This is a genomic window from Mycobacterium sp. 48b, from assembly GCF_048282725.1.
Lineage (GTDB): Bacteria > Actinomycetota > Actinomycetes > Mycobacteriales > Mycobacteriaceae > Mycobacterium.
In genome coordinates this window covers 543,886-566,645 of sequence record NZ_JBLVUL010000001.1, presented here as the reverse complement: position 1 = coordinate 566,645, position 22,760 = coordinate 543,886, and the positions used below count along the sequence as shown (strand labels likewise).

Below are 22,760 nucleotides of genomic sequence, written 5' to 3'. Positions count from 1 at the left end.
GGCCGACCAAGGCAGAATGCTTACGCCACCCGCGGGATCCGGAGTGGTTGGTGGAAAGGACCAGCAGTGAGTTACAACGCCGCAGACATCACCGAACTCGATGATGTCCAGCACACGCGCCTGCGGCCTGCGGTGAACCTGGGCCTCGACGTGCTCAACACCGCGTTGCGCGAGTTGGTGGACAACGCGATCGAAGAGGTCGCCGATCCCGGCCACGGCGGGTCCACCGTGACCATCACCCTGCACGGCGACGGATCGGTCAGCGTCGCCGACGACGGGCGCGGCCTGCCCGTCGACTCCGACCCGGTGACCGGGAAGAACGGCATCGTCAAGACACTTGGCACCGCTCGGGCCGGCGGCAAGTTCTCCGCCCACAGCGACGCGACCAGCACGGGTGCCGGATTGAACGGGATCGGCGCCGCGGCAGCGGTGTTCATCTCCGCCCGCACCGACGTCACGGTGCGCCGCGCCGGCAAGACCTATCTGCAGAGTTTCGGCCACGGGTACCCCGGCACGTTCGAAGGCAAGGAATTCGACCCGGACGCGGAGTTCACCCGTGCCGACACGCAGAAACTGCGCGGCGCAGGCAACCGCAAGCCCGATGCGCACGGCACGACGGTGCGGATCCTGTTCGACCCGGCCGTCGTGCCCGATTCCAGCCTGGATGTCGGGGAGGTGCTGCTGCGGGCGCACGCCGCATCGCGGATGTCGCCCGGGGTGCACCTGATCGTCGTCGACGAGGGCTGGCCGGGCGAGGAGGTCCCGCCCGCGTTACTCGAGCCGTTCAGCGGCCCCTGGGGCACCGACACCCTGCTGGACCTGATGTGCACCGCCGCGGGCACGCCCCTGCCCGGCGTGCGCGCCGTGGTGGAAGGCCGCGGGGAGTACTCCACCGGACGCGGGCCCACCCCGTTCCGCTGGTCGTTGACCGCCGGGCCGGCCGAGCCGACGACGGTGGCCGCGTTCTGCAACACCGTGCGCACCCCGAACGGCGGATCTCACCTGACCGCCGCGGTGAAAGGACTCTCCGAGGCCTTGGCCGACCGCGCGTCCCGGATTCGCGACCTCGGTCTGGCCAAGGGCGAGGACGGGCCGGAGGCACAGGATTTCGCCGCCGTCACCGCGCTGGCCGTGGACACCCGCGCACCCGATGTGGCCTGGGACTCCCAAGCCAAGACCGCGGTGTCATCACGATCACTGAACGTCGCGATGGCTCCCGATGTGGCGCGCAGCGTCACCATCTGGGCGGCGAACCCGGCCAACGGCGACGCGGTCACGCTGTGGACGAAGCTGGCTCTGGAGGCCGCCCGGGCCCGGCGCAGCGCCGAAGGGGCCAAGGCCCGATCGCGTGCCGCGTCCAAAGCCAAAGGGCTCGGCACGAATCTGTCGCTGCCACCGAAGCTGCTGCCCAGCCGGGAAACCGGGCGTGGGTCGGGTGCCGAGTTGTTCCTGTGCGAGGGTGACTCGGCGCTGGGCACGATCAAGGCAGCCCGCGACGCCACCTTCCAGGCGGCCTTCCCGCTGAAAGGCAAGCCGCCCAACGTGTACGGCTTTGCCCTGAGCAAGGCGCGGGCCAAAGACGAGTTCGACTCGATCGAGCGCATCCTGGGCTGCGGGATCCGTGACAGCTGTGACCCCGAACTGTGCCGGTATGACCGGATCCTGTTCGCCTCCGACGCCGACCCCGACGGCGGCAACATCAACTCCAGCCTGATCTCGATGTTCCTCGACTTCTACCGGCCACTCGTCGAGGCCGGGATGGTCTACGTGACGCTGCCGCCACTGTTCGTGGTCAAGGACGGCACGCAACGGATCTACTGCCAGGACGAATCCGAACGCGACACCGCCGTGGCCCAGTTGAAGGCCACCTCCAAGCGGAAGGTGGAGGTGCAGCGGAACAAGGGTCTCGGCGAGATGGACGCCGACGACTTCTGGAACACCGTGCTGGATCCACAGCGCCGCACGGTGATTCGAGTTCATCTCGATGACGGCGAGAAGAAGCTGCACCACACACTGTTCGGCGGTCCGCCGGAGGGTAGGCGCACGTGGATGGCCGATGTTGCCTCCCGTGTCGACACCTCCGCGCTGGACCTCACCTAGGAGGAAGTACCGTGACCGCCACCCTGGACGTTCCTGAGCAGAACCAAGACCTGGTGCTCGACCAGAGCGCCGACGACTACTGGAATCACTACCAGCTGACGTTCGCGCTCTACAGCGTCAGCGACCGCGCGATCCCGTCGGCGTTCGACGGACTCAAGCCGGGCCAGCGCCGGCTGCTCTACCAGATGCACGACTCGAAACTGCTCCCCGGAAACAAGCCGCAGAAGTCCTCCAAGATCTGTTCCGCGGTCACCGGCAACCTGCACCCGCACGGCGGTGCGTCGATGTACGGCGCCGCGGCGTTGATGGCCGCCGAGTTCCAGCGCGTGAAAGTCATCGACGGACAGGGCGCTTTCCCGCGCATTCAGGGCGACATCCCCGCCGCCGACCGCTACACGGAGATGCGGCTGTCCGCACCGGGTGCGGCGCTGACCGCCGAGCTCGACGATCACGCCGTGCCGATGGTCCAGACCTTCGACGGCGAATGGACCGAGCCGACGATGCTGCCGGCCCAGTGGCCGGTGCTGCTGTGCAACGGCGCGGTCGGCATCGCCGAAGGCTGGGCCACCAAGGTGCCCGCGCACAACCCGCGCGAGGTGATGGCCGCCTGCCGGGCGCTGCTGAAGACCCCGAACATGACCGACGACAGGCTGGTGAAGCTCATCCCCGGCCCCGACTGGGGTTGCGGGTCGACGGTGGTCGGCACCGCCGGACTGCGGGAGTACATCACCACCGGGCGCGGCCAGCTCACCGTGCGCGGCACGGTGTCCGTCGACGGCAAGAACTGCGTCATCACCGAGCTTCCGCCCGGTGTCGCGAGTAACACTGTGCAGGACCGGATCCGGGCGCTGGTCGAATCGGGTGAACTGTCGGGTGTGGCCGACATGTCGGACCTGACCGATCGCCGCAACGGGCTGCGGATCGTCGTCACCGCCAAGCGCGGCCACAGTGCCGAGACCATCCGTGACCAGCTGCTGGCGCTGACCCCGCTGGAGTCGACGTTCGCCGCCAGCCTGGTCGCGCTCGACGAGGACCGGGTGCCGCGCTGGTGGAACGTACGCGAGCTGATCGGCGCGTTCCTGCACCTGCGTGACTCGGTGGTGCTGCACCGCAGCGAGTACCGGCTGGAGAAGGTCACCGCCCGTCGCCATCTCGTGGCCGGCCTGATGAAGATCCATCTCGACATCGATACCGCCGTCGCGATCATTCGGGCGTCCGACACCGTCGACGACGCCCGCCAGGGTCTGCAGGAACGGTTCAAGATCGACGAAGAGCAGGCCAATTATGTTCTGGCACTGCAGCTTCGGCGACTGACCAAGCTCGACGTGATCGAGCTGCAAGCCGAGGCCGACAAACTGGACGCCGAGTTCGCCGAGCTGACCGAACTGGTGTCCAACCCGGACGCCCGCCGCAACGTGATCGACAAGGAACTGGTCGAGACCGCCAAACTGTTCAAGGGCCCCGAGTTCGACCGCCGTACCGTGCTGGACGCCGAGGCCACCCCGGTGACCTCGGGCTCCGACGAGGACGGGCCGCGCGAGCGCAAGGTCAACGCCGCATGGCGCCTCGACGACCGCGGGGTGTTCTCCGACAGCCATGGCGACCTGCTCACCTCAGGCCTCGGGTGGGCGGTGTGGACCGACGGACGGGTGAAGTTCACCACCGGCAACGGCCTGCCGTTCAAGATCCGTGACATCCCCGTCGCGCCGGACATCACCGGGCTGCTCCGCTCGGGCGTGCTTGCCGACGGCTACCACCTGGCCTTGGTGACGCGACGCGGCAAGATCCTGCGGATCGACCCCGCCGCGGTGAATCCGCAGGGCGCGGCCGGTAACGGTGTGGCCGGGGTGAAGCTGGTGGCCGGCGACCCGGAAGACGCCGTGATCGCCGCGCTGCCTGTCACGTGTGAAAACGGCGAGGCGATCCTGTCGATCTCCGAAAAGGGTTGGAAGGTCACCGAAGTCGCCGACATCCCGGTCAAGGGCCGCGGCGGAGCCGGCGTCGGGTTCCACCCGTTCGTCAACGGCGAGAACGCCTTGTTGTCGGCGTCGATCTCCCCGACCGGATTCGTGCGGGGCAAGAGGGCGGTACGTGCGGAGAATCGCGCAAAGGCCTCGGTCAAGGGCGCGGGCGGCGCCGACGTGACGCCTGCCGGCTAGACGCACGCAAGCCGGCAGGTTGCATCACGCGGGACTGCACGCAAACTTCTCATCGGCGCCGGCCCCGCCCAGTCCTGCGGTGGGAACGAACTGAAGCCGGATCGCCCCTGACCGCGGGAGCACCACCGCGACGCCATCACGGCGAGTCCACTCCGTCGGGATAAGGACCAGCTGATTGCCGGACTGCAGCATCAACTTCAGCCCGTCGTATCGGTAGCCGTACGCCGCGTCGCTTGCCGGGCAATGGATCTGCCTGACCCCCGGTGCGGCGATGTTCAGGCTTTTCTCGCTGTACACGATGGTGCTCGGATACGTCGGGAGTTCGGCCACGAACTGGGCCGCACGAGATCGCCCGACCGCTGCGGAATAGTCGTTGGCCGCCCAGAACATGCTGAGCCCGACCAGCACGAAGATCGTCGCCCACTCGGCCAGGGCGAGTCCGTGCGGACTGTCGGCGTCCGCACGCGTCAGAAGACTCCGGCGTACATACGCGGTGTAGGCGAGCAGTAGGACGCCGATGGCCAGGGTCAGCGGCGCCGCGGCAACTCGCTGGTCCAAGGGGGTTTCGATGACGATGCTCAAGGCCCCCGCGGCCGCTGCGGCCGCGCCGATCGCGGTGACGACCCAGCTGGCCCGCCGCCAACGCGTATTGGCCGGGTCTGCTTCGATCCGCTTGCGCAGCAAATGATGCACGCGAAAGGCGATCAGCCCCGCGATGGCCAGCACCACCGCAGGCACGAACAATCCGTCCTGGCTGCGCATCAGATAGTCCGACGTGGTCAGGCCCAATGTCGTCGAATGCACGCCGAAGTACTCGAAGAAGTAGTACGCGTGAGACCACCCGAAGTAGAACAGCAGCGCAGTGACCGCCGTGGTCGGCGCCACGGCCGCACCCACCAAGCGAGCCAGCCGCGGAAGGGCGGACGGTGCACCCGCGTCTGCCGGCTCGCGGGTTGGCACCGAACCCTGACCGGTCGCCGTCGAGGCGGCCTGACCGTTCGCCTCCGCTTCGACTTCGGTCATTCGGCATCCCCGCCGGCGGGTGTAGTGGCCGTCGGGCTTGCTTCGGGTGTTCCGGGATCCGCCGAGGTTGGCGGGGTGTCGGGATCCGGAACCGGGCTGGAATCGTCGGGTTCCTTGTAGTGCCACACGCAGTTGAGCGCGATGGTTGCCGGCTCGGTGTAGGTGACGGATTCCTTCTGTTCCTCGCCCTGGGTGTAGGCGCAGTAGTCGCGCTCAGCGGACGCCTCCGGCGGGGTATCAGGCTCGTGACGAACCGCGGTCACGGTGAAGCCGCACAACGTGCCGTCAGCACACTGATTCCGGATGAGCTCCTCCACGAAGCCGATCACTCCACCGGGATATCGCACGTCGTCGTCGACCGGCTGGCCCTGCTGTTGGATCGCGGGAATCGTGATCGGCGAGGCGAGCGCGGTGCCCGTCTTGGATCCGTCACCGATCGGGCCGCCCTTGGCCTCACCCTGACCCTGACCATTCGGGGCGCCTTTGGCGCCCTGCTCGGGCCACTCATCGGTGGGCCCCTTGTCCGTTGTCGGGGTATTCGCCCCCGCGGTGGTTGAGCGCTCGGCCCCAAGCTCTGGCTGCTCGTCTTGCTTGGCGCAACCCGTCGGCAGCAGGAGACACAACACGGCGGCGGCAATACCCGCTGTCCTGCGTGATGGCATGGCTTGATGGTGCGCCGGATCCACCGCAGCGACGTGCGTAGTGCACTACCCGAAATTTGCCTGGGCAACGTCGGCGTCGACGACTGGATCGGATGACGCCAATCGTCTCCCCGGCGTGGTCACATTATTAACATTGGCCACTTTGTTAACATCACGCAATGCAGGACTCGCCTGGGAGCAGCGGCCTGCGCCGCTCAGGCCCGGTTTCCCGGCGCGACGCGCTGCGCTACGCCACCGCGGTGTCGGCGCTCGCCGGGCTGGGTGTGGCAGCAGCAGGCCTCGGCACGCCCACAGCATCGGCCGCCGCTCCGACACTCATCGACTTCGCCATGCGCCAGATCCCGGCGCACGACATCCGGGCCGCGGGCCACTCCGGCGTGATCAACTACGTCTCGACGTCGCGTCCCGGCTCGTCCTTCGGGGCCAAGCCGATCACCCTGCCCTACGCTCGGCAGCTCACCGCCGCCGGGCTGGTGATCGTCAGCAACTTCCAGTACGGGAAGCCCGGGGGCACCGCGCCGTCGGACTTCACGCGCGGCTACCCCGGCGGCGTCGCCGATGCACGCACCGCCTGGCAACTGCATACCGCCGCGGGGGGCGGCCAGAGCGCACCGATCTTCTTCAGCGTCGACGACGATATCGACCGCAACACCTGGAACACCGTCGCTCTGCCGTGGTTTCGCGGGATCAACTCCGTGATCGGAGTGCAGCGCACCGGCATCTACGCGGGGATCAACCCGTGCCAGTGGGCGATCGCCGATGGTGTCATCGGGAGATCGAGCACGCCCGGCCGCGCGTGGGCGTGGCAGACCCGGTCTTGGTCAGGCGGGCAGGTCCATCCCGCCGCAGTTCTGTACCAGCGCATCATCGACACCGCCTCGAATCCCGGACCGGTGGTCGGCGGTCTGCGTGTCGACGTCAACGACGTCCTGGCCCAGGATTGCGGCCAGTGGAACATGCACCCGTGAGGGTGCGAACCACTCAGTGACTCGGCGTCGTGGTGATGTGCACGTGGTCGTAGTGGCCGTAACCCGAGGACTGCGGACCCGATGGCGTGTAGTAGGTACCCCGCCAGATCACATCCTGTAGCCCGAATCGGGCCGCGTTGCTCATCGCGAACGCGAGAATCTCGTCTCCGAGTGCGATGCCTTCGGGGCTCCCTGGATTGGGAATCATGATGTCGATGGCCAGACCACTGGGGTGCCATGGCTTCGAGTCCGGCCGGACGCCGTCGATGTCGGAAATCTGGGGAAACCGTGCACTGACGGCCCGGGCGGCCAGGATGGTGTTGGGCTGCAGTCCGGCCTCGGAAGCGACCCCGACGGGCAACCCCTCCGGGATGTCTGCGGGGACGGCTGCCGGAAGCGGGCCCGCACTGTCGATCACCGCTTGCTGCTGCGGCGACAACGACCCGTATTGCGCCTCTGCGGCGGCGATCTGACGCTGGAGTTCACTCCATTTGGCCTGCAGGTCGGCGCGCACGGTGGAGGCTCGCTCGGCCGCGGCGCGGGCCTCGGCAGCTGATCTCTGCGAGGCCTCTGCCGCGGCGGCGGCGCGTTCACGCGTCGACCGGAAGGCCTTCATGTCGTCGGCCGCCTTGGCTGTCACCACCCGCTGCAGCGACAGCTTGTCGATCAGGTGTCGCGGCGAGGCCGCGGTCAGCACCGCCGCCATCTGGCCATCCCCGCCACTCGTATAGGTCATCGCAGCGACCCGGTTCACCGCCGCCTGATACGGCTGGAGCTGGGAGTTCGCGACCGCAAGTGCCTCTACATCGATGCGGTGGCGGTCCTCGGCCTCCGCCTGGGCGGCCAACCTGGCGTCGACATCCCGTTGGGCGGTGGTGACGGCCGCCCGGGTCTGCACCGCCTGCCGGGACAACTCGTCGAGCTTGGACATCGCGTCAGCTGCGGGCTCCGCCTCCGCAACGCCCACCGAGGTCGCCAGCATCAGGACCGCGACCGCTGAACCACACGCCCTTCGCCCAAGTGAATGGCGCAACCAGGTCATACGGATTGTCACGGTCTTTCGCTGCAAGGACCGATGTCGGCCCGGCCGGGGAGGTCTGGGACAGGCTACGAATTGACATGGGCGATGTCTAGTCCCGGCGACCGACAGATGCATGACCCGCATCGTCGGGGCCTGCCGGTTAGGCTGAGACCCCCTGGCAGGCGCAGAGTCCATCTCAACTCCCCTGGCTCTGGATCATTTGGAGGACTTATGCGGAGGCGGCTGTCGAAGCCGGCGATGGCAAGCTTGGCGATCGTCAGCGTGGCGATGCTCGTCAATGGGTGTGAGGCACAGGCCTCGGGCATGCCGTCAGTTCAGAACGTTCCCCGGGCACCGGTCATCGACCCGCAGGCCCCGGTGGCGCCGCTGGAGGGGCTCGACGCCCGCACCCGGCAGGCCACCGCCGACGCGGCCAAGTCCGGGGCCGACATCGAGATCGTCGTGCTGGACCGCGACACCGGCCAGGTCGTCTCCAACGGTGCCAGCCAACCCTTCCCGATCGCCTCGGTGGTCAAGCTGTTCATCGCCGACGACCTGCTGCTGCAGGAATCGAAAGGCGAGACGAAACTGTCTGCTGCCGACCGCAAGTCACTCGACATCATGTTGCGCTCGTCCGACGACGGTGCGGCCCAGACCTTCTGGGACCGCAGCGGAGGAAACGCCGTCATCTCACGCATCGTGGCGCGGTACGGGTTGTCGGGCACCACCGCGCCCTACAACGGTCACTGGGATGTCACGCAGAGCACCGCAGCCGATCTCGTGCGGTACTACGACAAGCTGCTCGACGGCAGTGGCGGGCTGCCCCCCGAACAGGCCGGGGTGATCATGGGCAACCTCGCGCAATCCACACCCACCGGCACCGACGGCTACCCGCAGCGATTCGGCATACCAGATGGTCTGTACGCCGAGCCGGTCGCGGTCAAGCAGGGCTGGTTCTGCTGCTGGAACGGCGGCAACCAGTTGCACGTGTCGACCGGGGCGATCGGACCCGACCGGCGCTACGTGATGGTGATCAGCTCCCTCGAACCCGGCGACGCCGCCTCTGCGCGCAACACCGTCACCCAGGCCGTCAAGACGATGTTCCCCGGCGGGCACATCTGAGAACCTCTGGTCCGCAACGGAGTTCGCTCAGATCAGGTAGTCCGCGCCACCGACATAGGTCATGTCGCGATGGTCGGGATCCGTTGCCGCCCGCGCGATAACGGCGGCGAACTCCTCGACGCTGGGAAGCGCGGCCCGGTCGCGCCGGGCAGCGACGGCAGCGGGGTCGCGCCGTTGCAGCAACCTGACGATGATGGTCCCGTCGATCATGTCGCCGGACACGACCTTGAGCGCGATTCCACGTTCGGCCAGGGAGGGTTTCGCAGCCAGCAACGCGTCTTCGCCGGCACGTTTACTCAGTGCGATCGGTTCATAGCCCTCGGGCACCGGCTTGGCGGGGTAGAAATGCGCTTGATGACTGGTGACAAACACGATTCGTGCCCCTGACGGCATGAGCGGAAGTGCCAGCGTCGCGAGACGCAGTTGCGCATCGCGGTTGAGGCGCATGGCGTAGCCCGGGTCGGCTCCGCGCTCCAGACCACCGGAGGCGTTGAGTACCAACACGTCGAGCGCGCCGAATCGCCCATCGATATCGGCCAGCAGCGCCTTGACCGCGGCCGCGTCGCAAACGTCGGCACCGACAGCCGATGCCTGTCCCCCGGCTGCACGAATGGCGTGAACCACGGTGTCCGCCCGCGCGGCCTTCTCACGGTAATTGACCAACACATGGAGGCCGGCCGCACCCAGCATGCGGGCCACCTCGGCGCCGATTCCGCGCGAGGCACCCGTGATCAGGGCGACCCGTTTCCGCTGCTCATGCTCGCGGGAAGCCCCAATGTCCGGGACGACATCCATCTCCGCGCCCTGTCTGCTCACCGAATTCTCCTCCACCCTCCGGCCTTAGCGTTTACTTATTTTTACCTTATTTTTCTTAATTTTGTGCTAGCGTCGGCGCCATCGCTCAGTTCGACACGCAGGGGAGGCGTGCACGACATGACTGATCAATCCGTTGTCCTCGGCGCGGGCATGGCGGGCCTGCTGGCCGCGGCCGCACTCGCCGATACCGGCCACGACGTGACGCTCGTCGAACGAGACCGCCTGCCGGACAAACCCTCTCAGCGCCGCGGCATACCGCAGGGACCTCACCTGCACAGCCTGCTGTCGCGCGGCTGGCACACCATCGAGGATTTGGTCCCGGGCGTGATCGACGACGTGATCGCCGCAGGCGGACACGTTCTCGACGACGCCCGCCTGGGTGCGCGCATGCACATCCAGAACGGCCCATACGCCTTCAACCGCACCGACCCGGTCGCGGATCCGGCCGCGCTCGCCAACTACCTGGTGACACGACCGCTGCTCGAGTGCGCCTTGCGCCGCAGGGTCGCGGCCCTGCCCAACGTCATCGTCAAAGATGGTCACGACGTCGGCGAACTTGTCGCCGCACAGCCCGATCGCATCACCGGTGTCACCATCCACGACCGGCGGACCGGTGCGGCACAGAGGCTCGAGACAGATCTCGTCGTCGACGCCACCGGACGCGCAACACGCACGCCCCGACTGTTGGAGATGCTCGGCTACGAGCGACCACCGCAGCGGTCGTTCACGGTGCGCGGCGTGTACTACAGCCAACAGATCGCCATCCCGGACCAGGACACCTTTCCTGAGCGTCTTGTCCTGGTCATCCCGTCCGGTGGTGCCGGCCGCGGAGGCCTGGTCATCGGTGAGAACGACACCTGGACGTTGACCATCGCGGCACACACCGGCGAACACCCGGCACCGCCCACGACCTTGGCCGAGATGCTCACCCTCGCCGAGGAGTTCGTGCCGTCGCATATTCAGCCCGCACTTCGCCGGGCCACACCGCTGTCGGACGTCGCGGTCTACCACTACCCCGGCGGCACCTGGCACCGCTATGACCGCTGCACCCGGCACCCGGCCGGCCTGCTCGTCATCGGCGACGCGCTGTGCTGCCTGGACCCCATCCACGGGCAAGGGATCACCATGGCCGCGCTACATGCCGCGGCGCTGCGCACCCATCTCCGCGACCGTGGAACCATTGAGCCACAACGGTTTTACCAGTCGATGGCGCATCTCATCGCCCCGGTATGGGCTGCCAACCAGCCTCCTGGCCATCGACCCGACCGAGGGGTGAAGGACAGGGCCCGACGCCGTGTCTTGCAGTGGAGTCGCCGCAAGGTGCTCGAGGCCGCCGACGACATCGTCATCACCGAACGCCTCGTGCGGATCGTGAACATGGTCGACTCGCCCCAGCGACTCCTCGAACCCCGCATGCTCGCCCGCGTCGCCGCCCACCACCTCCGGAAGGCGCTGCCATTGCCCGTGACCCGACCCTTCTGGAGGACGAAAGCCCATGCTTGACACGTCATATCGCAACGCCCGTCTTCGCGTCGCCGCCGTCGCGGCGGGTCTCGACGAAACTCAGCTGCTGACACCGGTTCCGGCGACACCCGGCTGGACCGTGCACGATCTGCTGGCGCACCTGGTCGGTGGCGCGGCCGACGGCGCATCGGGTCGCCTCGACGGCGCGGGCGGCGCCCGCTGGACGGCGCGACACGTCGCAGAGCGACAACAGGATTCGGTCGAGTCGCTGCTCGCCGAATGGGAGCGGGTAGCCCCCGTGGTCGAGGTGAACCTGGCCGGTCAGCAGTTCACCGGACCCAACCTCGCCGCCGACCTCATCTGTCACGAGGCCGACCTGAGCGAGGCACTCGGCCTACCCCCCGTGGACCGTGCCCACTGGCATCAGCCGTTCCTGACCGTGATGATGCGGCTGCTGGTCCACCGGCTCAAGCCCCTCACCTCGGCCCTCCTCCGCGATGAGCAAGGCAACGAATGGCACTGCGGGTCAGAGCAACCCGCGCTCACGCTCGACGCCGATGGTTATGAGCTCTTTCGTGCCATGTTCAGTCGGCGCTCTCGGCGGCAGATCGCCGCGTGGAACTGGATGCCCGCCCCCGGACAGCAAGTCGTCGAGAGCTTCGGGTTCTTCGGGCCGCGCGACGACGACCAACCGCTGCCGCGGACGAGAGGTAACGCGCCGTAGTTCTCCAGCTCGATGGCCTCGCCGCCACCCAGCACGGTGTGTGCTCGCGTGGTCAGAGCCGCCGGATGTCGAGCGCCGTCTCGGTTACGCCGCCATCTCGCGCCTGCACGAAGTAAGCCCCGGCAGTGGGGTTTTCGGCGACTGCTTCGGCAAACGCACTACCGCGGTACAGCAGTCCGGCGCCGTCATCGGTGGCATAGGCGTCCGGTAGCGACCCGTCACCGACCAGTCGGTGCAGCAGAGGACGGCGCTGGTCCTCGGAGTCGTAGTGCACACCATTGGCGTACGGAACGAACCCGAGGCCGTTGGTGACTGGTTGCAGGTCAGGTCCGAACGAATCTGTGGTGCCGCCGGCGTGCCAACAGATCGATCCCGCCGAGATACCGGTCAGCACCACCCCGGCCTGCCACGCCGCGTGCAAGGCGTCATCCACACCGTGAAGGCGCCACATCGCCAGCAGACCGGCAACACTGCCGCCGAACACCCACACCACGTCCTGCTCCAGCAGATGAGCAGCGATGTCCTCAACCGTGGGCATTGGGAACAACGCCACATGCGACGGGACGAACCCTCTGCTCTGCGCCGCCTCGGTCAGATGATGCAACACGGCCTTGTCATCACCCATGGCCGTAGCCAGCAGACAGATGCGTGGCGCCCGGCCGGTCACCCCGGACAACTCCACAGCGAAATCGGTCAGTGCGGTGAACGTGAAGCGGGTGCGCTGTCCCTCCCCGATTCCACCACTGGTCGCCAAGATGGTCGGTGTATCAGCAGGCATGCTGCGACTATGCCTAGCGCGCCATATTCGTGAATCGCGAGAAGTGAAGCTGGTGCGCCACAGTGATATTCGCCGTCGGGCCGTTTCGGTGCTTACCCAGGATGATGTCGGCCTCACCGCCACGCGGGTCTTCACGGTCGATCGCGTCAGGGCGGTGCAGCAGCAGCACCATGTCGGCATCCTGTTCTAGCGAGCCGGATTCGCGAAGATCCGAGACCTGCGGACGCTTGTCGGTGCGCTGCTCGGGACCACGGTTGAGCTGGCTGATCGCGATCACCGGCACTTCAAGTTCTTTGGCCATCAGTTTGAGGCTTCGGGAGAAGTCCGAAACCTCCTGCTGCCGTGACTCGTACTTCTTGCCCGAGCTCATCAGCTGCATGTAATCGACGACCACGAGCTTCAGATCCGCCTTCTGGGCCAGCCGCCGGCCCTTGGCCCGGATCTCCATCATGGTCAGGTTCGGAGAGTCGTCGATGTAGAGCGGAGCCTCACTGATCTCGCTCATCCGGCGGGCCAGCTTGGTCCAGTCGTCGTCGCTCATCCGGCCCGAACGCATGTCGGCCAGTTTGATCTTCGCCTCGGCCGAGAGCAGTCGCATGACGATCTCGGACTTGCTCATTTCCAGCGAGAAGATGACGCTGGCCATCCGGTGCTTGATGGAGCAGGACCGCATGAAATCCAGTCCCAGGGTCGATTTCCCGACGCCAGGTCGAGCCGCGATGATGATCATCTGCCCTGGGTGCAGGCCGTTGGTAATCTCGTCGAATTCGGTGAACCCGGTCGGCACACCGCGCGAGATGCCGCCCTGCGAAGCGATGGCGTCGATCTCGTCCATGGTGGGCTGCAACAGGTCTTCGAGCGCGACGAAGTCCTCGGACGCGCGCCGCTCGGTCACGTCGTAGATCTCGGCCTGCGCCCGGTCCACCACGTCGGTGACATCGGCACCGTCGGCGCCGGCGTAGCCGTACTGGACCACCCGGGTGCCCGCCTCCACCAACCGGCGCAGCAGCGCCTTCTCGGCCACGATGCCGGCATAGAAACCGGCGTTGGCCGCAGTGGGCACGGTGGAGATCAGCGTGTGCAGATACGGCGCCCCGCCGATGCGACGAAGCAGTCCGCGGCGATCGAGTTCGGCGGCGACGGTGACGGCGTCGGCGGGTTCACCCCGGCCGTAGAGGTCCAGGATCGCGTCATAGACGTTCTGATGCGCCGGCCGATAGAAGTCTCCGGGACGCAACCGCTCCAGTACGTCGGCGATCGCATCCTTGCTCAACAGCATGCCGCCGAGGACTGCCTGCTCGGCCGCCATGTCCTGAGGCGGCTGCCGGCCGAAGTCCTCCCCAGGCGGAGGGCCATCCATCTCCGAATCCGGATGCCCCAGGTCGTCCACCACCGCCACGGACTCCCCACCCCCTTCCGAGACCCGCCTCACGACGGGCTCGAACGTTTATTCGAATCGGTACTGCAACTGTAAAACAGGGCTCCGACAAAGCTTCGTGACGGCGCTGCGACGCATCACGGTAGACGTTGCTGGCGCCGCCCGAAACCACCCCTGTTGATGAACCTGTGGATGGCATGGGGATAGGTCTCGGTCGCAGTGTTGAGCCTCTGGGGAGAACCTGTGGATCATTCCCGAGCAATATGAAGTTTCCCCAGGTCAGGGTGCCATAGGGGTTGTCAGTGATTGTGTATGGGAAGTTCTTCGGCGTGTCGTGCCGGGTTGCCGTCCCGGGCGTGTTGTGTTGCGCCCAGGGACCCGGCGGGTTAACACCGAGTTAGCTTCGCTGTCCAGAGTTTTGCGCAAAGGGTTCGCCAGAGATACAGCAAACGCCCGGGCGGAAACCTCTGCAGGCTCCGACCCGGGCGATTGAGTGCTGGCGGAATTACTCCGCTACGGATTACTCCGCTACGACATTCAGCGACACCTTGGCTTCGACCCCGGTGTGCAGCTTCACGGTGATCGGATGCGTGCCGACCGACTTGATGTGCGCCTTGGGCAGTTGCACGGTGCGCTTGTCCAAGTTGGGGCCGCCGGCCTTCTTGATCACGGCCACGACATCAGCCGCGGTGACCGAGCCGAACAGCTTGCCCGTGTCGCCTGCGGCCTGAACCGGCAGCGACACCTCGCCCAGACCCTCCAGCGCGGTCTTGAGCTCGTTGGCGTGCTCGACGCCACGGATGGACTTGGCCTCGCGCGCCCGACGGATCTCCTCGGCCTGGCGCTCGGCGCCGCGGGAGGCCACGATGCCCAGCCCACGGGGCAGGAGGTAGTTACGGCCGTAGCCGTCCTTGACCTCGACGACATCGCCGGCGACACCCAGGTGCTCAACCTCAGCGGTGAGAATCAGCTTCATTGGTCTGCCCCCTACCGCGTCGACGAGCCGAACGGCAGCAGAGCCACCTCGCGGGCATTCTTGACCGCGATGGCGACATCGCGCTGGTGCTGGACGCAGTTGCCGGTCACCCGGCGGGCACGGATCTTGCCGCGCTCGCTGATGTAGGTGCGCAGCAGCGCAGTGTCCTTGTAGTCGATGACCTGCCCCTTACCCTTCTTGGAGCAGAACACGCACTTACGAGTCTTGACCGGCTTTTCCGGTGCCGGCCGTCGCTTTGTGGACTTGGCCATTGGTTATCTCTTCCTTGCAAAAATTTTCGTTGTTGATCAGAACGGCGGCTCGTCGTCGGCCCCACTGAAGGAGCCGGACGCCGGTGCACTGCCCCACGGATCGTCCTTGGGCTCGGCCTGGCGCGACCCACCGCCGCCACCACCGCCGAAGCCGCCGCCACCGCCACCACTACGGCTGGCCTTGTTGACCTTGGCCGTGGCGTAGCGCAGGGACGGACCGATCTCGTCGACCTCGACCTCGACAACGGTGCGCTTCTCACCCTCGCGGGTTTCGAACGAACGCTGCTTGAGCCGGCCGGTGACGATCACCCGCGAACCCCGGGTGAGGCTCTCGGCCACGTTCTCGGCCGCCTCACGCCAGATGTTGCACCGCAGGAACAGCGCCTCGCCGTCTTTCCACTCGTTGCTCTGCCGATCGAACATTCGCGGCGTCGAGGCAACGGTGAAGTTGGCGACTGCTGCGCCAGACGGAGTGAAACGCAGTTCCGGGTCAGCGGTCAGGTTTCCGACAACTGTGATGGTGGTGTCACCAGCCACGAGATCCTCCTGGGATAGGCATGTCCGTTTGCGCGAAGCCTACGTAGCCCCGCCGACGACTGACAGCCTTTAGTGCTTGTCGGTCCGCATCACCTTGGTCCGCAGCACGGACTCGTTCAGGTTGAGCTGACGGTCGAGCTCGGACACGGTGGCCGGTTCAGCCTTGACGTCGACAACGGCGTAGATGCCCTCGGCGTGCTTGGCAATCTCGTAGGCCAGCCGGCGGCGTCCCCAGATGTCGACCTTGTCGACAGAACCGCCATCCTTGCGGACGACGTTCAGGAACGTCTCCAACGACGGAGCTACGGTGCGCTCGTCAAGTGTGGGGTCGAGAATGACCATGATTTCGTATGGACGCATTAGAACCTCATCACCTCCTCTGGTCGTGTGCGGCCACGGCGGATTCCGTGGCAGGAGGGTCGCCTGCGTCGGCAACCGGCCCAGGCTACCCGAAACCCTCCTGATCTGCGAAATCCGTATAGGGTGAGCTCCTTGGTTCTGGAGTCGAGGGGGATGCGTGAACTATCCGTACGGGCCTTACGGGCAGGGCCTCCCGGGGCAACCCGGCCAACCGCAGCCGGGATATCCGCAGCAGCCTGGATTTCCGCAGCAGCAGGGCTACCCGCAGCAACCCGGTTTCCCGCAGGACCCCGGCTACCCCCAGCAACCCGGCTTTCCCCAACAGCCCGGCTTCCCGCAGCAGCCGGGCTACCCGCCTCCGGGGTTCCCCCAGCAGGGCGGCTTCCAACCCCAGCCCTACGGGATGCTCAGCCCTGAACCCAGTGGTGTCACGGGCACCATCGCAGCGGTGCTCGCGGCCCTGGGCGCTGTGGCAGGACTCAGCGGCGGCGTTCTCGCCGCCATCGGTCTTGCCGCACTCGGCGCCGACTCCAGCCTCTCGGGCGGGTTGTATGCGGTGATGATCGTCGCGATCCTGTTCAACTTCGTCTTCGGAGTGATGATCGCCGCCGGAGCGGTGCTGCTGTTCCAACGAAAGATGCTCGGCCGGTGGCTCGTGGTCGGCGCATGCGCGCTGGCGATCCTGAGCAACTTGATCAGCTTCGGCGTGGCTGCCGCCGCGACATCCGCAGCCCACGGTTCCTTGGGCGGTGGCGGCTTGGCCACCTTGGCGGGTCTCATCTTCCCGATCGCGACGCTCGTGCTGGCCATGCTGCCGTCGACGACGGCGTGGATCAAAGCGAAGCCGAATCCGATTGCACCCCAATTCTACCCGCCCTATCCGGGCTGAGCTGGTAGCTTCCCGGTCTACGAGGTGCCGCGCAGCCGGCCGTTGTCGACTCGCCGGGCTCCTCGATCGTGTCTCTGAGGGGGGTCCGTGAGCTATCCGTACGGGTCTTATGGGCAAGGACTCCCGCCGCAATCCGGCGGACCGTACCCGCCGGGCTTTCCGCAACAGGCCTTTGCGGGGGCGCCCGGAAAGCCCAGCGGGGCGACAGGCATCACCGCCGGTGTTCTCGCCGGGCTCGGTGGCCTGGCGAACTTCGTCGGCGGCATCGGGATGGCTTTCGGGCTTGCCGTCATGATCGGCGCGTCGACCGATGCCACCGGCTTCACCGACAGTGCGTGGAACGGGCTCATCGCGATCACCGTGCTGAACGTGGTCGCCGGGCTGCTGCTTCTGACCGGCACGGTAATGCTGTTGCTACGCAAGATGGTTGGACGCTGGCTCGTGGTCGCAGGGTGTGCCGTCTCCATCCTGAGCACCCTGATCAACTTGACGTTGCTGCCCTCGTCCATCGCGGACTATGAGTACGACCGCGGCGTGGGGCCCGACCTCGTCGGCGTCATGTTCGCGATCACCACACTCGTTCTGGTCTTGCTCCCGTCGACGACGGCGTGGATCAAGGCGAAGCAGTACCCGGTTGCACCCCAGTTCTATCCGCCCTATCCGAGTTGACCTGACACCGGCTGATCTGTGAGTACCGCTGTGCGGACTCGCCGATCATCCAGGATCGGAGCCGCAGTGACCTCCCCCCACGGACCCCAGGGCCCGGAGTTTCCCGGCGAGCCCAGCTATACCGAGCAGCTTGGCCACCAACAGCCCGAATACCCGCAGTCCGAAGCCCCGTCGGATGCACTGCGGCCCGGCGCGGCGAGGTCGCCGAGCGCGGCCACCGCGATCATCACCGCCGTCCTCGCCGGGCTCGGCGCCCTGTTGACGCTCAGCAACGGCATTCTCGGGCTGATCGGACTCGCCGCGCTCGCCGGCGACGCGGGACTGCGGACTCTGGCAGCCAGGTCTGCCGGGGCCCTCACCCTGACCGTCCTCGCGACCCTGCTGAGCGTGGTGTGCGGAATCCTGCTCCTGGCCGGAACGGTGGCCCTGTTGCAGCGCAAGATGATCGGCCGCCGGCTGATCGTCAGCGGCTGCGCGTTGATCATCCTGGGCAGTTTGATCAGCCTCGGGCTCAGTTTCGGCGCGGCTGCCCGCTACGGCACCCCAGGCACCAACGGACTGGCAGTCCTGAGTCTCATACTTCCGATGGTCACGCTCGTGCTGGCCGTTCTGCCGTCGACCGCGGCCTGGATCCAGGCGAAACAGAATCTCGGCGCATCACCCTCTCCCCCTTCGTCTTCCGAAGGCGATGTGTGAATCGTCCGTCGCCGTCTACTTGGACGCGGCCAACTCGGGTTCGGGTTCCGGCTTGGGTTCGATCCTGACGCGGTCCGCCGAAGGGCGCAACCAGTCCGGGAGCCACCGGGGCGGATTGTCCGGCGCGTGATCGAACACCCCGCCGGTGGGATCGTCGATGCGCCCGCCGTAGCGGACGAGATCTAGCTGCGGGCGGTAGATCTGACGAATGACCAACGCACACAACACGATCACCGCAAGGTCACGCACCAGGACGGTGGTGGTGAACCACTGTTCGGGCAGACCCTTGTTCTGTTCGCCGTACAGATAGAGCATGCGCGGCACCCACACCAGGGCATCGATCGTCATCCACGCCAACAGGATTCGGCGGTGTGGCAGTGCCAGCACCGCCAGCGGCACCAACCACAGCGAGAACTGCGGACTCCACACCTTGTTGGTCAGCAGGAACGCCGCCACCACCAGAAACGCCAGTTGCGCCACCCGCGGCCGCTGCGGCGCCGTCAGTGCGATGTAACCGATCGCAATGCAGCACGCCGCGAACAACACCGCGGTGACAGTGTTGAGCACCGTCGGGGGCTGCCAGAAACCCAGATCCGGATCGAAGCCGCGCCAGTCGCTGAACGACTTCACGACGTTGTAGAGAGAGTCCATATCGTCACCGCGACGGGTGTTGAGCCGGAAGAACTCTGACCATCCACGTGGGAACAGCACCATGATCGGCAGGTTGATCAGCAACCATGTCACGACGGCGGTCAGCGCGGCCTTGCCGACCTCGCGCAGGCGTCCGGAGCGCAGCCCGAGCAGCACCAGCGGGACGAACAGCAGCAGCGGATACAGCTTGGCCGCCACGCCGATTCCGATCAGCGCCCCGGCCCACACCGGTTTTCGCCGGGCCCAAGCCAGCATCGCGCCCGCGGCAGCGGCGGTCGCCAGCGCATCGAAATTGGTGAAAACCTGGAAGATCACGATCGGCGAGCCCGCCACCAGCGCGGCATCCCACACCCGTCGGCCGGCCATTCGCGAGGTGGCCCAGACCGTGGCCAACCAGGCCAGCGCCAGACCGAAAGCCGAAATGTTGAAGAACATCACCACTTCGGCGATCAGCGGCACCGACACCAGCTTGGTCACCGCGGTGTAGGTCTTGGCCAGTGACATCGACACGTACTGGTAGAGCCCGGTGAGCACCGGATACTCCATGTAGCGGATCGCCGGGCTTCCGTCGTACTGCGCGCGTGGCTTGCCCGTCGCGTCGTTCTCGACCCAACTGGACTTGTAGGGAAACTTGCCCCGGTTCAACAACTCTGCGGTGTAGAGCGGAACCGTGTCGGAGTAGCACAGCTCGTAATAGGCCCGGTTGTTCTGCCAGTTGGCCACGCGCTCACCTGCGGTGCCCTTGCCGGTCGTCTGCAGACAGGCCGCCTTGGTCGTGTACCCCAGCGCCAGGAACACCACGGCGATCACGAACATCACCCGCAGCGGGGTCATGAACCGCGTCCGGCCGATCAACGCGTGACGGCCGACGGGCCCGCCCACCGTCTGTGACAGCGCCGCGGCGAGCCGGTCGTTGCGGCTGGGGAGATCGCGGTCGTCGGCACTCCGCCGGTCTTCTGCCGGCGGAGACGGCGAGTCCAATCCAGCCGGCGGAGACGGCGAATCCAACCCTGCCGGCGGAGACGGCGAGTCCCGGTCCGTCACGGAGGCGGCGGTGGCACCGGGACGCCCGGCGCGCCGGGCACAACGGGAGCCCCGGGCGGCGGTCCGATCGGCACGGTCGTCGGAGGGCCGATCGGGATCGTGATGCCCGGGGCCACTTCGATGGTCGGCTGAATCACGGTCTCCGACGGCATCACGATCGGTGGGCCGCCCGGTGTACCGGGGGCCGGTGGCGGCGGCGGGGCCTGCGGCACACCGGCATAGCCACCGATCTCGGTCGGCTTGGGGAACGTCTCGTTGTCGGTGCCTTTCAGCGCACCGTCCATCGTGGACTTCCAGATGTCCGACGGCAGGCCCGATCCGTAGACCGGCCCACCACCGGGCGTCTTCAACGGGTTCACGCCCTCTGAGGTACCCACCCAGACCGCGGTCGAAAGCGACGGGGTGTATCCGACCATCCAGGCGTCGCGATTGTCGCCGGTGTCACCGAGCTGGTTGGTGCCCGTCTTGGCGGCGGAGGCGCGGCCGCCCGCCAGGTTGTGACCGCGCGACCAGCCGGCGATAGGCTGCATGGCCGCCGAGACGTTGTCGGCGACCGCCTTGTCGATGCGCTGTTCACCGTTGTCCTGGCTGGAGGCGTCGAACAACACCTGCCCGGAGGAGTTCACGACCTTCTGCACGAAGTGCGGCTTGTGATACACGCCGGAGGCCGCCAGCGTCGCGTATGCGGAGGCCATGTCGATCACCCGGGACTGGTACTGGCCGAGCACCACACCGTTGTTCGGCGGGCCGCCCTTGCCGTCTTCGGACAGCGTGTGCTCAACGCCCGGGAAGCTCTCGGCCACACCGGCATCGTGCGCGGCCTTGGCCACATCCTCGGGACCGTGCTCGAGCTTGAGCATCAGCCGGTAATAGCTGGTGTTGAGCGACCGCTTGAGCGCCTCGGCGATCGAGCAGGTGCCACACCCTTCACCTTCGACGTTGCTGATCTTGATGCCGTTGACGGTGACTGGCCCACTGTCGACCTGGTAGCCCAGGCCGATGCCCTGTTGCAGGGCTGCGACGAGCGCGAACACCTTGAACGACGAACCCGTCGGCAGACCGGCCTGGGCGAAGTCGAAGCCGTTGGCGTCCGAGCCGCCGTAATAGGCCTTGACCGCGCCGTCATTCGGATCGATGGAGACCACAGCCGTCCGCATGTCGGGGTCCTGGCCATCCATGTACTTGGACACCGCGTTCTCCGCGGCTTGCTGGGCCTGCGGGTCGATCGTGGTGGTCACCTGCAGACCTTCGGTGTTCAGCGCCTGCTCACTGATGTCGAACAGATCGAGCAGCTCCTTGGTGACCTGCCGCTCGATCAGTCCGTTCGGGCCGGTGGTCTGGTTCGCCTGACGGGCCTGATCCGGCGGCACCGTCGGCGGGAACACCTGGCCGGCACGTTCCTGGGCCGACAGCGCGCCCATGTCGACCATGCCGTCGAGCACCCAGTTCCACCGGTCGGCCGCGCCGTCCGGATTCACCGCCGGGTCCAGCCCCGACGGTCGCTGGATCAGCGCGGCCATCAGGGCGCCCTCGGCGACGGTGAGTTGCTCGACCGGCTTGTCGAAGTACGCCTTGGCCGCCGCGGCGATTCCGTACGAGCCGCGGCCGAAATAGATCATGTTCAGATACGCCTGCATCACAGCGTCTTTGGACCACTCGCTGGCCATCTTCGTCGAGATGACGAGCTCCTTGGCCTTACGGATCAGACCGCCGATGCCCGAGCGCTCGTCACCGACGAGCGCGTTCTTGACGTACTGCTGGGTGATGGTCGATCCGCCCTGCAGATCACCACCGACCAGGTTGTTCTTGATCGCACGCAGCAGCGCGGTGAACGAGAAGCCCGGATTGCTGTAGAAATCGCGGTCCTCGGCGGCCATCACCGCGTTGCGGACATGCTCCGGGATCTTGTCGATACCGACGTCGACCCGGTTGCCTTCGGGAGGCACGATCCGGGCGATCTCGCTGCCGTCGGCGGCCAGGATCGTCGACACCTGGTTGGTGCGGATGTCGCCGGGCTGCGGGACGTCGACGATCATGTACGCCATACCGAACGTCACGAGCGGAAGCAGGATCATCGCCGCGACGGCGGCGACCGACAGACGTCGGACCAACTTCCAGTTGATGTGGAACTGTCGGGTCGGCCCGGGGCCCGGGCCCGAGGGACCTGAGGGCCCCGACCCACGGCCGCCTCCCGGCGGCGGGGGCGGCGGAGATTTGGGTGGCTGCGGTTTCGGCGGCGGAGTGCCGTCCATCGCTGCCCTGACGACATCGAGCGGGGCCGGCCCGCCGTCCCGCACCGGCGGCAGCACCGCGGTCAGCCGGTCGTCGGGGGGTACCGCCGGACGACCCGGACGACCCGTCGGGGCGTTCTCCCGGCCCGTGGGGCCGTTCTCGCGGGCCGGAGGGCGGTTCTCCCGCACCGGGGGCTTGTCCAGCATCGGGGGTTTTTCC

At 66.9% G+C, this 22,760-nt stretch carries 21 protein-coding genes; 9 read left to right on the top strand and 12 right to left on the bottom strand.

Translation table 11 applies throughout. The features are described from left to right. Positions 1 to 66 precede the first annotated feature (66 nt). Both ACNQR1_RS02610 and ACNQR1_RS02605 read left to right on the top strand, forming a co-directional pair. On the top strand, positions 67 to 2,100 hold the full coding sequence (locus tag ACNQR1_RS02610) for a toprim domain-containing protein (protein ID WP_418043816.1): 2,034 nt from the start codon (positions 67 to 69) through the stop codon (positions 2,098 to 2,100). Positions 2,101 to 2,111: 11 nt separating this feature from the next. Next, positions 2,112 to 4,259: a DNA gyrase subunit A gene (locus tag ACNQR1_RS02605; protein ID WP_418043815.1), complete on the top strand. Its 2,148-nt coding sequence runs from the start codon at positions 2,112 to 2,114 to the stop codon at positions 4,257 to 4,259. A gap of 24 nt (positions 4,260 to 4,283) precedes the next feature. Here the strand turns inward: ACNQR1_RS02605 and ACNQR1_RS02600 are convergent, their stop codons facing one another. Together ACNQR1_RS02600 and ACNQR1_RS02595 are read right to left on the bottom strand one after the other, a co-directional pair. Beyond that, positions 4,284 to 5,282 (bottom strand): hypothetical protein, encoded by a 999-nt coding sequence (locus ACNQR1_RS02600; RefSeq protein ID WP_418043814.1) that lies wholly within the window; start codon positions 5,280 to 5,282, stop codon positions 4,284 to 4,286. Next, complete coding sequence (locus tag ACNQR1_RS02595) at positions 5,279 to 5,944, bottom strand: hypothetical protein (protein WP_418043813.1); 666 nt, start codon at positions 5,942 to 5,944, stop codon at positions 5,279 to 5,281. The genes ACNQR1_RS02600 and ACNQR1_RS02595 overlap by 4 nt, the downstream gene beginning before the upstream one ends. Positions 5,945 to 6,102: 158 nt before the next feature. Here ACNQR1_RS02595 and ACNQR1_RS02590 point away from each other — a divergent pair, with 158 nt between their 5' ends. Next, positions 6,103 to 6,912, top strand: a complete 810-nt coding sequence (locus tag ACNQR1_RS02590) for a DUF1906 domain-containing protein (protein WP_418043812.1) — start codon at positions 6,103 to 6,105, stop codon at positions 6,910 to 6,912. 13 nt (positions 6,913 to 6,925) lie between these two features. On the opposite strand, the gene ACNQR1_RS02585 is transcribed toward ACNQR1_RS02590, so the two are convergent. Beyond that, complete coding sequence (locus ACNQR1_RS02585) at positions 6,926 to 7,954, bottom strand: coiled-coil domain-containing protein (RefSeq protein ID WP_418050251.1); 1,029 nt, start codon at positions 7,952 to 7,954, stop codon at positions 6,926 to 6,928. Positions 7,955 to 8,164: 210 nt separating this feature from the next. Here ACNQR1_RS02585 and ACNQR1_RS02580 point away from each other — a divergent pair, with 210 nt between their 5' ends. Beyond that, a complete protein-coding gene (locus tag ACNQR1_RS02580) occupies positions 8,165 to 9,055 on the top strand; it encodes a hypothetical protein (RefSeq protein ID WP_418043811.1) in 891 nt (296 codons plus the stop codon). 27 nt (positions 9,056 to 9,082) lie between these two features. On the opposite strand, the gene ACNQR1_RS02575 is transcribed toward ACNQR1_RS02580, so the two are convergent. Next, the gene (locus ACNQR1_RS02575) at positions 9,083 to 9,850 is read right to left on the bottom strand and encodes an SDR family oxidoreductase (RefSeq protein ID WP_418050250.1); all 768 of its coding nucleotides are present in this window, start codon (positions 9,848 to 9,850) and stop codon (positions 9,083 to 9,085) included. A gap of 138 nt (positions 9,851 to 9,988) precedes the next feature. Between ACNQR1_RS02575 and ACNQR1_RS02570 the strand changes: the two genes are divergently transcribed. Together ACNQR1_RS02570 and ACNQR1_RS02565 are read left to right on the top strand one after the other, a co-directional pair. Continuing rightward, positions 9,989 to 11,374, top strand: coding sequence for an NAD(P)/FAD-dependent oxidoreductase (locus ACNQR1_RS02570; protein ID WP_418043810.1), 1,386 nt, complete (start codon positions 9,989 to 9,991; stop codon positions 11,372 to 11,374). Beyond that, a complete protein-coding gene (locus tag ACNQR1_RS02565) occupies positions 11,367 to 12,059 on the top strand; it encodes a maleylpyruvate isomerase family mycothiol-dependent enzyme (protein WP_418043809.1) in 693 nt (230 codons plus the stop codon). Before ACNQR1_RS02570 ends, ACNQR1_RS02565 begins: the two co-directional genes overlap by 8 nt. Before the next feature lie 52 nt (positions 12,060 to 12,111). Here the strand turns inward: ACNQR1_RS02565 and ACNQR1_RS02560 are convergent, their stop codons facing one another. The 6 genes from ACNQR1_RS02560 to rpsF all read right to left on the bottom strand — a co-directional run bounded on the left by ACNQR1_RS02560 (position 12,112) and on the right by rpsF (position 16,360). Then, positions 12,112 to 12,837, bottom strand: coding sequence for a Type 1 glutamine amidotransferase-like domain-containing protein (locus ACNQR1_RS02560; RefSeq protein ID WP_418043808.1), 726 nt, complete (start codon positions 12,835 to 12,837; stop codon positions 12,112 to 12,114). Between the two features lie 13 nt (positions 12,838 to 12,850). Continuing rightward, entirely contained in the window at positions 12,851 to 14,236 is a 1,386-nt protein-coding gene (gene dnaB / locus ACNQR1_RS02555; protein ID WP_019345200.1) for a replicative DNA helicase, read from the bottom strand. 499 nt (positions 14,237 to 14,735) lie between these two features. After that, positions 14,736 to 15,191, bottom strand: coding sequence for a 50S ribosomal protein L9 (rplI, locus tag ACNQR1_RS02550; protein ID WP_418043807.1), 456 nt, complete (start codon positions 15,189 to 15,191; stop codon positions 14,736 to 14,738). A gap of 11 nt (positions 15,192 to 15,202) precedes the next feature. Then, a complete protein-coding gene (rpsR, locus tag ACNQR1_RS02545; RefSeq protein ID WP_003884147.1) occupies positions 15,203 to 15,463 on the bottom strand; it encodes a 30S ribosomal protein S18 in 261 nt (86 codons plus the stop codon). A 36-nt stretch (positions 15,464 to 15,499) separates the two neighbouring features. Next, a complete protein-coding gene (locus ACNQR1_RS02540) occupies positions 15,500 to 16,000 on the bottom strand; it encodes a single-stranded DNA-binding protein (RefSeq protein WP_064932225.1) in 501 nt (166 codons plus the stop codon). A 69-nt stretch (positions 16,001 to 16,069) separates the two neighbouring features. Further along, positions 16,070 to 16,360, bottom strand: coding sequence for a 30S ribosomal protein S6 (gene rpsF / locus ACNQR1_RS02535; protein WP_003884149.1), 291 nt, complete (start codon positions 16,358 to 16,360; stop codon positions 16,070 to 16,072). 157 nt (positions 16,361 to 16,517) lie between these two features. Here rpsF and ACNQR1_RS02530 point away from each other — a divergent pair, with 157 nt between their 5' ends. The 3 genes from ACNQR1_RS02530 to ACNQR1_RS02520 all read left to right on the top strand — a co-directional run bounded on the left by ACNQR1_RS02530 (position 16,518) and on the right by ACNQR1_RS02520 (position 18,614). After that, the gene (locus ACNQR1_RS02530) at positions 16,518 to 17,249 is read left to right on the top strand and encodes a hypothetical protein (protein WP_418043806.1); all 732 of its coding nucleotides are present in this window, start codon (positions 16,518 to 16,520) and stop codon (positions 17,247 to 17,249) included. 87 nt (positions 17,250 to 17,336) lie between these two features. Continuing rightward, positions 17,337 to 17,918 carry a hypothetical protein gene (locus ACNQR1_RS02525; RefSeq protein WP_418043805.1) on the top strand — a complete coding sequence of 194 codons (582 nt, stop codon included), beginning with the start codon at positions 17,337 to 17,339 and terminating at the stop codon, positions 17,916 to 17,918. A gap of 66 nt (positions 17,919 to 17,984) precedes the next feature. Then, the gene (locus ACNQR1_RS02520) at positions 17,985 to 18,614 is read left to right on the top strand and encodes a hypothetical protein (RefSeq protein ID WP_418043804.1); all 630 of its coding nucleotides are present in this window, start codon (positions 17,985 to 17,987) and stop codon (positions 18,612 to 18,614) included. A 15-nt stretch (positions 18,615 to 18,629) separates the two neighbouring features. Here the strand turns inward: ACNQR1_RS02520 and ACNQR1_RS02515 are convergent, their stop codons facing one another. Continuing rightward, complete coding sequence (locus ACNQR1_RS02515) at positions 18,630 to 20,273, bottom strand: glycosyltransferase family 87 protein (RefSeq protein WP_418050249.1); 1,644 nt, start codon at positions 20,271 to 20,273, stop codon at positions 18,630 to 18,632. A 32-nt stretch (positions 20,274 to 20,305) separates the two neighbouring features. Then, on the bottom strand, positions 20,306 to 22,747 hold the full coding sequence (locus tag ACNQR1_RS02510) for a transglycosylase domain-containing protein (RefSeq protein WP_418043803.1): 2,442 nt from the start codon (positions 22,745 to 22,747) through the stop codon (positions 20,306 to 20,308). Positions 22,748 to 22,760: the final 13 nt, after the last annotated feature.

Bases quoted from the DNA above. Each gene is read 5' to 3' on its own strand.
- ACNQR1_RS02600 (WP_418043814.1), bottom strand. From the start codon at position 5,282: ATGACCGAAGTCGAAGCGGAGGCGAACGGTCAGGCCGCCTCGACGGCG.
- ACNQR1_RS02595 (WP_418043813.1), bottom strand. From the start codon at position 5,944: ATGCCATCACGCAGGACAGCGGGTATTGCCGCCGCCGTGTTGTGTCTC.
- ACNQR1_RS02590 (WP_418043812.1), top strand. From the start codon at position 6,103: ATGCAGGACTCGCCTGGGAGCAGCGGCCTGCGCCGCTCAGGCCCGGTT.
- ACNQR1_RS02585 (WP_418050251.1), bottom strand. From the start codon at position 7,954: ATGACCTGGTTGCGCCATTCACTTGGGCGAAGGGCGTGTGGTTCAGCG.
- ACNQR1_RS02580 (WP_418043811.1), top strand. From the start codon at position 8,165: ATGCGGAGGCGGCTGTCGAAGCCGGCGATGGCAAGCTTGGCGATCGTC.
- ACNQR1_RS02575 (WP_418050250.1), bottom strand. From the start codon at position 9,850: ATGGATGTCGTCCCGGACATTGGGGCTTCCCGCGAGCATGAGCAGCGG.
- ACNQR1_RS02570 (WP_418043810.1), top strand. From the start codon at position 9,989: ATGACTGATCAATCCGTTGTCCTCGGCGCGGGCATGGCGGGCCTGCTG.
- ACNQR1_RS02565 (WP_418043809.1), top strand. From the start codon at position 11,367: ATGCTTGACACGTCATATCGCAACGCCCGTCTTCGCGTCGCCGCCGTC.
- ACNQR1_RS02560 (WP_418043808.1), bottom strand. From the start codon at position 12,837: ATGCCTGCTGATACACCGACCATCTTGGCGACCAGTGGTGGAATCGGG.
- rplI (WP_418043807.1), bottom strand. From the start codon at position 15,191: ATGAAGCTGATTCTCACCGCTGAGGTTGAGCACCTGGGTGTCGCCGGC.
- rpsR (WP_003884147.1), bottom strand. From the start codon at position 15,463: ATGGCCAAGTCCACAAAGCGACGGCCGGCACCGGAAAAGCCGGTCAAG.
- rpsF (WP_003884149.1), bottom strand. From the start codon at position 16,360: ATGCGTCCATACGAAATCATGGTCATTCTCGACCCCACACTTGACGAG.
- ACNQR1_RS02510 (WP_418043803.1), bottom strand. From the start codon at position 22,747: ATGCTGGACAAGCCCCCGGTGCGGGAGAACCGCCCTCCGGCCCGCGAG.